Here is a 9,107-nt window from a genome sequence, read left to right as displayed (position 1 = left end):
CTGACAACCCGTCTCGGAACCTCCGACGCGGGTTCCGAGACGGGTTGTCAGCCCCGGATGAAGGACAGTCCTGACCGCGGAGCAGTTGTCCCTGGCTGACGCTGTGAGCGCTGTGATCTCGCAGGCCCACCGCGGGCGGCGGCAGCGGCGGCTTCGGCGGTTGGGTGCCCCTCGCCATCAGGCGCACGGGTCGAAGATCCTCCGATGCCCGATCGTGATCCACCGGTGCACAACCCCGTATGGACTCCGGCTGTCTGAAAGGCGCCGGAGCAGGGCTCTCCGGCGCCTTTCGGTACAGAGAGACAGAGATCGGAGATCAGGTGGGCAAGAAAGTCTGGAGAGCTGTCGTGGCCGGTGGCGCGGCGGCGGTGTTCACGGGCGTGGCGGCGGTGCCGGCCGGGGCGGCCGAGGGTGGGGTCTCCTTCACCCGCGTCCAGGTGAACGGCGGCAAGCCGATCGTGATCGGGGTGTCCAAGGAGGTCGCGGCGCCCACCTCCTTCCGGATGGCGACCACCCACAAGTGGAAGTGGCCGGCGGTCTTCCTGTACCGCGGCAATACGGGTGACCGGCTGTGGCACGCCATCGAAACGAGCGACTGCCACGAGGTGAGCTCGGGCGTCTGCGACTTCAACGAGACGATGTTCTTCGACCCCAGTGTGTGGGACATGCGCAACAGCGAGGCCGGAGCCTGGAAGGTCGCGGCCGAGGTGTCCTTCAAGGGCGGCGGCGGTGACACGGACGACAAGGGTCTGACCGTCTACGTCAAGCGCAACTCCCGCCTGAGTGTGAACGCCGCGCCTGAGCCGGTGGCCAAGGGCAAGACCATCACCGTGACCGGCAAGGTCACGCGGGCCAACTGGGAGACGAAGAAGTACGCCGCCTACGGAAGCCGCCTGGTGAGCTTGCAGTTCAAGCCCAGCGGAGCCACCTCCTACACCACGGTGAAGAAGGTGCACGCCAACGGCTCGGGTGATCTCAGGACGACCGTGAAGGCGTCCAAGACGGGTGCGTGGCGCTGGGCGTACTACGGCAACACCACCACCGGACCGTCGACGTCGACCGCGGACAACGTCGTGGTGCGGTGAGAAGCCGTCCTTTGAACCCCCGCGAGTTCGAAGACAGGCGTTGAGGGACTGCGCTACAACGCACCCGAGCGGTCGCGCGGGCTGTTCACCGGGCTCGTCGCATCGGGTTCGGGCTTGTCTCACCGTGCTCGTCGTTCGATGACGGGCGTACCGTCCGGCGCGGTGCGCACGAGCTCGGCGCCGGACGACAGCGCATCCACGACGGCGCTGACGAGCTTCTGCATATCGGCTCCTGCCGGCAGTGCCGGGGCAGCGCCCGCGACGGCGCGGCCGGCGAAACCCGTATCCAGATGCCCAGGTCGGACGTCCAGCACACCAATTCCGATACCGCGCGCCTCGCGGCGAACGGCGCCGAGCCAGGCACTCAGCGCAGCCTTGGACGCACTGTAATCAGCCATGCCCGGCTGCGGATGCTCGGCAACCACACCAGTCACCGCGGCGAGCATCGAACCGGGCTCCATGATGCCGAGTGCGGCTCGGAAGAACGCCGCGGGCGCCAGGTAGTCGACAGCCATCAGATACTCCGCGACTTCATCCCCCACCTCGCCCGCTTCGCCGAAGGCCACCGCTCCGAAGGCGGTCACGACAGCGTCCAGTCCGCCCAACGCGGTGGCCGCATCCTGTACAACGCGCGCACAGGAGGAGGGGTCGTATGCGTCGAAGGACACCGCGTGAGCGCCCTCGCGCCGGGCGGCGGCGGCGAGCCGGACCGGATCCCGCCCGGCCAGAACCGGACGCGCACCCCGGGTGACCAACTCAGCGGTGATCGCACCTCCCAGGACCCCAGTGGCACCGGCCACCAACACGCGCGAGCCTTCGATGTCCATGGCGCACTCCCGAATTCACATACAAATTCGCACTTTCTTCCCTCTCTTCTTCGTCTCATTGGCCGCACGCGGATGCACCGGCCTCCACCGGAGTCCGTATAAGTCCGGAGTCCGTATAAGCAGGGAGTCGTATCGCGGGCGTATCAAAAAGTGCATACGCCCCCGCAACAGTCCTGCGCCTTCAGTGGGGCCACAAACCACCGCGCTTCAGCGGTTGCGACTGTCCGCTGACGCAGAACGTGACCACGAAGGCGACCCCGAGAAGGAGAAGACGTGGGCAACAACGGGAAATGGGACCGGCGTTCGCTGTTACGAGGGGCCGCGGTGCTGGCCGGCGCCGCGGCGACCGCTCCGCTGCTGGATGGGGCGGCTTCGGCAGTGGCCGGCATCGGTGACGCGGACGCGCTGTTCAAGGCGGGAGAGTTCGAGAAGGCCGGCCGCGCGTACGAGGAGATCCTGAGAAGAGACCCCAAGAACCTGCACGCAGCCCGCCGACGCGGCTATGTCGGGCTGCTGGCCAACGAGTTCCCCGACGCCGAGAAGTACCTCAAGATGGCCATCCGGCTGGCGCCCGACGACAAGGACGCCCACTACTTCCTGGGTGACTGCTACATGCGGCAGGACAAACTCGCCCTCTCCGCGCCGCACTGGCAAGCGGCCGGTGAAAAGGCCTACGCCCAATGGTTCGCGGCAGTCCGCGGCGAGGCGTATCAGGTGCACGGAGACATCGCGCGGCTGCCATTTCAGCAGATGGACCCGGCACCGCTGGTGGAGGCCTCGATCAACGGCGGACCGACGAAGAGCTTCACGTTCTACACCGGCGCCACGAATCTGAGCTTGACCGCGACGGTGGCCAAGGAGGCCGGGCTGAAGCCCGTCGCCAGTCAGAGGGTCGATTTCGAGGACGGCACCGTATGGGCGTACTTCGGGATACTCGACTCCTTCAAGCTGGGCGGCATCGAACTGCGCAACATCCCCGTGGGCTGGTCGTCGACGGAGTCCGGCGAAGATGTCGGCACCGACAGCGCCGGCATGATCGGCACGTGGGTCTTCTCCCACTTGCTGACCACTTTCGACTACGCGGGCCGGGAGCTGATCCTGCGCCGGCGCACGCCGGAAACCGCCAGGAAGGCACGCGCCACCGCCGCACGGGCGGGTGCCGAGGCCCTGCCGCTGTGGCTGGCTGAGCAGTATCTGCACACCAGGGGCTCCATCGCCGGCGGCGGGGGCTCCCGCACAGGGGTGGTGGGCGTGAACTTCGGAGGAAGCGGCGGCGAGAGCGCAGCGGTCGTGTTCGGGCAGACGGCCGAGCAGTTGGGGATCCGCAGCGACTACGACCGTCCGCTCGGGACTTTCGCCCACGGCCACCCAGCGGTGACCTACCCCTGCTACCCGAAGGAGATCCGTCTTGGCGACGCCGCGGCCAAGGACATCTACTGCGAGACGCACCCGCAGGCCGCGCTCGCCCCCTACGGGTTCGACGTGCGAGCGTCCTTCTTCCACAGCTTCCACAAGCCGTACAACATCACCGTCGACTTCACCGGCATGAAGCTCTACATCGCCCGAGGCAAGGCCGCCTGACCACTGCGACTGCACGGGCGCCGGGTGCTGTGCGGAAATTTCACGGTCCCTGGGGCTGCTGCTACCCAGACTTGACAATGTACCGTCACGTCTGGGTGTCGGTGGCGCGGAGCGAAACGGAGCGGCTCATGTCCAGCCCCCTGAACCGAGTTGACACCTCAACGGCACACTCCGCTCGGGCGTACGACGGCATCGCGGCCGGCGCGGATCGCCCTCGCGGGCGGCGAGGCGGGCGACGGCACGTACCGGTTCCGCCATGGCCCCACGGCCCTGATCACCGACCTTCTCTCCACCATTCTCATCGCCTCGGCGCGGAGTCGAGCCCTGACCGGCACTGCCTTCTGCAGTTCACTCCACCGGTGGGCGTGTGGCGTCTCCCTGACCCGCTGGCGAGCGCGATGGCCCACCGGCCGAGGCTCGTATGCGGCCTTTCCACTCTCGGTTCCGGAGACGGAACCGAGCACCCTCCACAACCGAAAGGACAGCAATGCTTCACTTCAGACGGCTGGTCATAGCCGGCACCGCCTTAGCGGCCACCCTGACCATGGCGCCCGCCGCGAGCGCGGTGTCTGCCCCGGACGGCTCCTCGGTCAAGTCGGCGTCCGCCGTGGTGACACTGCGCTACGACGACAGCCAGGCCAGGGGCTGGGAGGCGGCGATCGCCGCCGGAGTCGCCTCATGGAACGCCAACGTGGACAACGTGAAGCTGGTCGAGGCCCAGCCCGGCACCCGGGCCGAGATCCAGATCGTGGCCACCAGCGGCTGGCCGCAGGCCACCATCGGCCCGGTCCGCCCGGGCGGCCGCGGCCGCGTCGAACTCGGCAGTCAGGCGGTCACCCAGGGATACGACAAGACGCGCATCGCCGCCCATGAGATCGGCCACAACCTGGGCCTCCCGGACACCAAGCCCGGCCCGTGCTCCCAGCTGATGTCGGGTTCCACGGCCGGCACCGGCTGCAGGAACGCGGTCCCCGACGCCGCCGAGCAGGCCCGAGTCGAGTCCGCCTACGCAAACGCCGCCGCATCGCGCATCCAGAGCGATGGCCGCCTGGTGATGGACGCCCCATAGCCCTTGAAAGTTCCTCGGCGCACCGGTGCCCGGTTGTGACCCTCGCGACCGGGCACCCTGCCATGAGCCCGGCGGCGGGCAGACGCTGTACTTCGCCGTCCACGGAGCAGACACCAACTCAACGCAGCCCACCACGAGATGGCCCGGCATCGTCCCGGGGGCCGACGACGTACCCGTTCCACAGCTACGCCCCTTCGAACCGCCGACCCTCTCGAAAGCTTCTTATGAGCAACCTGCTGACCGCGGATGCCGTCTCCAAGACCTACGCCGACGCTTCCACTCCGGCACTGTGCAACGTTGCGTTGGGCCGGCGGAGTTCGGCTGGTGCCCCCAGCGGGAGATCATCGACTGGTCGTTGACCGTCCGCCAGAACGTAGAGATGGGACTGGCGTTCCGCCGCGGGACCCTGCGCGGTGTGCGTGCGCTGGTGGAGGAGGTCTGCGAGGTCGTGGGCCTGGAGCGGTTCCTCGACCGGCAGGCGGAGACCCTGTCCGAGCTCGCATCGACCGAGGCCGCGCACCTATGAGTACCTTGCAGATGCCCCAGCGGGCCCGCCGTCTGGCCCGTCCCCTGATCGCGGTCCGCTTCCACTGGCTTTCCCTATGGAACTGGCGGCAGGTCTATTACGGCCGGATCGTCGAGCCGATCGCCTACTTGCTCTTCCTTGCCGCCGGCATCGGCGGAGCGGTTGCGGCAGGGCACAACCAGAGCCTGGGCGCCTATCTCGCGTTCGTGGTCCCGGGCATGTTCGCGATGCTCGCATTCCGCTCCGGTACGGCCGCCGTCTCGGATGTCGCCAACGACCGAAAATGGGGCGTGTTCGCTCTCTATACCCTGCACGGGGGCGGCCCCGCCGGATACCTGTCGAGCATTATCACGATCCTCGGATCGGTTTTCCTCGCCCAACTCGCGCTGGTCCTCATCCTCGCCGCCGCACTGGGCGGCCTCACCGACGTCTCGGCATGGCACCTGACGAGCACGGTGCTGACCGCGCTCTTCGTCGACGCCGGTTGGATCGCCGCAGGAGCGGCCGTCGCCGCCCGCGTCCAGTCGTACGCCGCTCGTGACTTCCTCCTGACCATCACCGCCCTGCCCGTGGTACTGGCGGCACCGCTGTTCTACCCACTGGATTCGGCGCCCGGCTACCTGCGGGCCCTGGCCCACGCCGACCCGCTCACCTACCAGGTCGCCTGGCTGCGCGGCACTTGGTCGGGCGATCCCTCCGGCCTGCTCTGGGCAGCCCTCTGGGCGGCGATCGCGGCGACCGTAGCCGTGCCGATGCTGACCCGAGCGGACCGCGTCACCCGGGAAAGGTAGTCGACGCGCCTATGACCTCACCCGCTGCGACCTCACTCATCGCCCTGACCGTCATGAAGGTCTTCACGGACCGCGTGGGACGCGCCGCCCGCCCCCTGAGGAACGAGCCGCCTCAAACCGGCAGACGTGCACCGATCGGCAGGCTCGGGTGTGAATTCCCGTTCAAGGCGGGGTAACGGGGGAAGCAGCAACCGTACAAGTGCCATCCCGTATGAGGAGTTGCCATGACCACCTTTGTCATTACCGTCCCGGGAACGTTCCTCACTGACATCACCGGCTCCACGCGGTCGGCTCTCGAACGGGCATTGGCGTCACGACACACAGAGGTGAGCGAGAGCGAAGGCCTTGACCTGCTCACGTTGAACGAGGACAACACTTTCTCGATCCGTCTGGAAGTCGAAGCACCGGACCGGTACGAGGCCGAACTGAACGCCACAAAGCTCCTCGCCGGCGCCCTGCGAGAGGCAGGCATCAAGGAATCGGATGCTCCGCTCGGTCCTCCCGCTGTCACGGGAATCGACAGCAGTCTCTGATCCGTCGAGCCCGCGCTGCGCCGCGTTGGGGTCGAGACAGATTACGGTCGATGGCGTCCCCTGCCGCTGGAGGCTCCGCAGGAAGCCGACCTGCAGTCAGGCCCTCGTTTGGACCCCACTGCGCTACGCGGTCGAGCATGCGAAGTCTCCTGGCGGCATCCTCGTGGTCACGACCAACCAGCCCGACCTGAGCAGCTGGATGCTCGAGCCGGCAGCACCCGTCCTTGCGCGTACGCGATCGGGGCGGGTACGTGGCCGACCCACGCCGTCGCGGGGCACACGACCTTTCTCCAGCACGGCCTCGAACTGTGATGAGTCGCCACGACTGGCCGTCACTACAATCGATAGAGGCTTCTGCCCCTGCTCGACAGTCAAGTGCAGCTTGGTCGTGAACCCACCGCGGGAGCGTCCCAGCCCGTGGTCACGGGGCTCGGTGAAGACGCCGCCGGGTGGTTCCTTGCGCAGGTAGCCCTCGGATCCCCGCCCCATGAAGCACGATTATTCACAGGTCAAGATCCCTATCGATACACGGCCTGGTGCGGTGACCGCAAACGATCACCGGCGTGGTGCGACGGCTGGGCGTCGGCAGGGGTGGATGTCGTGCAGGTTGACCGAAGGTCGTGCCGTGGCCCGTCAATCTGCTGCCGGGTGCTCACGGGACCGCGTATACGCCCGGCCTGGGCACTGAACAACTGCTTGTTGCTCAGAGGCGGTGCGCGGGCCCGCAGTCGTGATGGGCAGACGCCATGACATCTGCCCATCACACCATGCTCTGTGCGCTCCTACCGGTACACGTGCTCAGGCGGTGCCACCGTGTCACACGTCAGCTTGACGTTTGTCGGCACCAGGCGCTCCACGGATCCGGGATTGCCGTGGACAGAGGCCAGTTGGGACGCGTTGAGGTAGCCGATGAACAACTGGGTGTTCGGAGGCATGTTCTCCGGCTTGAAGATGAGACTGACCCGGCCGTCGTCCTCCCGTACACCAGTCCTGACGCGCTCCACACCGGCCCCCTCGCCCGACGGGCTCAGCTTCCCGTCGTCGTTGGGCCCCTTGCAGAACACGCCGACCTTCATGAGGACGGGGAACCCTGCACTGCGCAGCGCCCGCTGCAAGCCCTTGTGGTCCCTGAAGTACCGCTCCTTGTCGAAGGTGACGTGCACTGTGCCGTCCTTCTGGCTGTCCACGCTGTACGCGGCGGTATGGATGTGCACCCCGGCTCCGGACGTGGCGTAGGAGGGCGGGGCGGTCGACGGGTTGCTGAGGGTGGGGACACCTACCGAGAGGCCGGCGGTGAGGGCCACGGCGGCGACGCCCGCGACCTTGCGCCGCCGTCGGCGGGCTTGCCCGGCCGCGACGATGTCATCGAGGGGGACGGACAGGCGGATGTCGTCCAGCGATCCCCTGAGTGTGTTCAGTAGCCTTGTGGTGTCGGTGTCACTCATCATGATCCTCCTGCTGGGGTGCGGATACGAGTTCGCCGCGCAATGCCGCAACGGCCCGTGCCAGATGGGCTGTTACGGTGCTCGACGCGATCCCGAGTGCCTTGGCGGTGGTCGCCGTGTCCAGATCGAGGAAGACCCGGAAGGCGATCACCTCCCGCTGGCGCTGCGGCAGTTGACGCAGCATGTTCAGCAGAGAGGGGTCCAAGGCGGCATCGGTGGCCGGAGGGCCGGAGCTCTCGTGAGCCTCGGCGAGCGTCACTTCGCGCCGTCGACGTCGCCACCAGGTGATCCGGGTGTTGAGCGCGGTCCGTACGACCCAGGCTCTCGGTGACGGGTGTCGGCTCACCCTCGACCACCTCGTCCATGCGCGGGTAAAGGCTTCGGCCACCAGATCTTCGGCCAGCTGCCGGTCACCCACGCTCGCCAGGACGGCCCGCAGGCACACGTCCTTGTCCGCCCGGTAGAACTCCTTGAACTCCAGCTGCTTCACACTCCTACTACGCTCCGCGCCCGCGATCCGCTTACACGCAGATGTCCCTTGGCGAATGTCATAGAGGTACGTCGCCACTCGGCCTGCGTACTTCGTAGCAGCTGGACGAAGCTGCGTCGGACTGGCGCGAGGGGGGCCACGTTCCCCGCGGTGCGCTGCTCATCGGGTGGCCGAGATCCTCGGCATTGTGTTCGGCGACGCCCGCGTCCACGGCCGCGGCACCGCGGCGGTCTCGGCAACGGCCGTGCCCTCGACCTTGCTCTTCGCCTCGGCGGCGCCTCCATGTGGCGGGCATGGCGCCCACCTCGTTCACCCTGCTCACCGCAGTCGAATCGGTGATCGGCCACGGAGCAGCCGGCGCTGATCAGGGTGTTCCGGCACAGGGCGCCGACTGAACACGCAGCCGGACCACCCAGTTCGCGGCGGACTTCTGCAACAGCCCGTACGCGAGTACGGGCAGCAGCAGATGCGGCTTGTCGGGCAGTGCGGTGGTCAGCAGGACCGCGCTCGCACTGCTGTTGTTCATTCCGCAGGCGAGTGTGAGAGAGGAAGCCACCGGCCCGTCCAGGTGCAGGGCGTGGGCCGTGAGGCGGCCGAGGAGGAACGAGAACGCGCACACCATTGCGGCCACCGTGACTGCCGCGACGAACAGCAGAGGACGTGGGCGGGCCAGGAACGTCCCCAGCGCGCCGCTGGCGTTGACGTAGGTGAGCAGCAGCGAGCCCAGCAGCGCGCCGGGCACGGCCGCGGCCGTGATCCT

9 protein-coding genes and 2 pseudogenes are annotated in these 9,107 nt (G+C 67.6%); 6 read left to right on the top strand and 5 right to left on the bottom strand.

Annotation, left to right across the window (positions count from 1 at the left end; all coding sequences use genetic code 11):
• The first annotated feature begins 320 nt into the window (after positions 1 to 320).
• Complete coding sequence (locus AOK22_RS15560) at positions 321 to 1,085, top strand: hypothetical protein (RefSeq protein ID WP_055699248.1); 765 nt, start codon at positions 321 to 323, stop codon at positions 1,083 to 1,085.
• A 119-nt stretch (positions 1,086 to 1,204) separates the two neighbouring features.
• Here AOK22_RS15560 and AOK22_RS15555 read toward each other — a convergent pair whose 3' ends face one another.
• Positions 1,205 to 1,912 (bottom strand): SDR family NAD(P)-dependent oxidoreductase, encoded by a 708-nt coding sequence (locus AOK22_RS15555; protein WP_055699247.1) that lies wholly within the window; start codon positions 1,910 to 1,912, stop codon positions 1,205 to 1,207.
• A 273-nt stretch (positions 1,913 to 2,185) separates the two neighbouring features.
• On the opposite strand from AOK22_RS15555, the gene AOK22_RS15550 reads away from it, so the two are divergent.
• The 5 genes from AOK22_RS15550 (at position 2,186) to AOK22_RS15530 (ending at position 6,412) form a co-directional block, all read left to right on the top strand.
• On the top strand, positions 2,186 to 3,493 hold the full coding sequence (locus AOK22_RS15550) for a retropepsin-like aspartic protease (RefSeq protein WP_079036584.1): 1,308 nt from the start codon (positions 2,186 to 2,188) through the stop codon (positions 3,491 to 3,493).
• Between the two features lie 487 nt (positions 3,494 to 3,980).
• Complete coding sequence (locus AOK22_RS15545) at positions 3,981 to 4,562, top strand: snapalysin family zinc-dependent metalloprotease (protein ID WP_055699245.1); 582 nt, start codon at positions 3,981 to 3,983, stop codon at positions 4,560 to 4,562.
• A gap of 289 nt (positions 4,563 to 4,851) precedes the next feature.
• Positions 4,852 to 5,088 (top strand): P-loop NTPase family protein, encoded by a 237-nt coding sequence (locus AOK22_RS41465; RefSeq protein ID WP_055699244.1) that lies wholly within the window; start codon positions 4,852 to 4,854, stop codon positions 5,086 to 5,088.
• On the top strand, positions 5,085 to 5,879 hold the full coding sequence (locus AOK22_RS15535; protein WP_055699243.1) for an ABC transporter permease: 795 nt from the start codon (positions 5,085 to 5,087) through the stop codon (positions 5,877 to 5,879). Before AOK22_RS41465 ends, AOK22_RS15535 begins: the two co-directional genes overlap by 4 nt.
• Before the next feature lie 224 nt (positions 5,880 to 6,103).
• Positions 6,104 to 6,412, top strand: a complete 309-nt coding sequence (locus AOK22_RS15530) for a hypothetical protein (RefSeq protein ID WP_055699242.1) — start codon at positions 6,104 to 6,106, stop codon at positions 6,410 to 6,412.
• A 225-nt stretch (positions 6,413 to 6,637) separates the two neighbouring features.
• On the opposite strand, the pseudogene AOK22_RS43985 reads toward AOK22_RS15530, so the two are convergent.
• From AOK22_RS43985 to AOK22_RS15515, 4 genes and pseudogenes are all read right to left on the bottom strand, one after another.
• Positions 6,638 to 6,883 (bottom strand): annotated as a pseudogene (locus tag AOK22_RS43985) (IS5 family transposase); the annotation flags it as partial.
• A gap of 311 nt (positions 6,884 to 7,194) precedes the next feature.
• On the bottom strand, positions 7,195 to 7,857 hold the full coding sequence (locus AOK22_RS15525) for a hypothetical protein (protein WP_055699241.1): 663 nt from the start codon (positions 7,855 to 7,857) through the stop codon (positions 7,195 to 7,197).
• Positions 7,850 to 8,347, bottom strand: a complete 498-nt coding sequence (locus AOK22_RS15520) for a sigma-70 family RNA polymerase sigma factor (RefSeq protein WP_055699240.1) — start codon at positions 8,345 to 8,347, stop codon at positions 7,850 to 7,852. Before AOK22_RS15520 ends, AOK22_RS15525 begins: the two co-directional genes overlap by 8 nt.
• A gap of 364 nt (positions 8,348 to 8,711) precedes the next feature.
• Positions 8,712 to 9,107, bottom strand: a pseudogene (locus tag AOK22_RS15515) (bile acid:sodium symporter family protein); the annotation flags it as partial.

Source organism: Streptomyces silaceus (genome assembly GCF_001419745.1).
GTDB lineage: Bacteria > Actinomycetota > Actinomycetes > Streptomycetales > Streptomycetaceae > Streptomyces > Streptomyces silaceus.
The sequence above is the reverse complement of the archived record's forward strand: the minus strand, read 5'-3'. Positions and strand labels throughout refer to the sequence as shown.

What these genes read in the sequence shown, in the direction of transcription:
- AOK22_RS15545 (WP_055699245.1), top strand. Translation starts at nt 3,981, where the DNA reads ATGCTTCACTTCAGACGGCTGGTCATAGCCGGCACCGCCTTAGCGGCC.
- AOK22_RS15530 (WP_055699242.1), top strand. Translation starts at nt 6,104, where the DNA reads ATGACCACCTTTGTCATTACCGTCCCGGGAACGTTCCTCACTGACATC.
- AOK22_RS15525 (WP_055699241.1), bottom strand. Translation starts at nt 7,857, where the DNA reads ATGAGTGACACCGACACCACAAGGCTACTGAACACACTCAGGGGATCG.
- AOK22_RS15555 (WP_055699247.1), bottom strand. Translation starts at nt 1,912, where the DNA reads ATGGACATCGAAGGCTCGCGCGTGTTGGTGGCCGGTGCCACTGGGGTC.
- AOK22_RS15535 (WP_055699243.1), top strand. Translation starts at nt 5,085, where the DNA reads ATGAGTACCTTGCAGATGCCCCAGCGGGCCCGCCGTCTGGCCCGTCCC.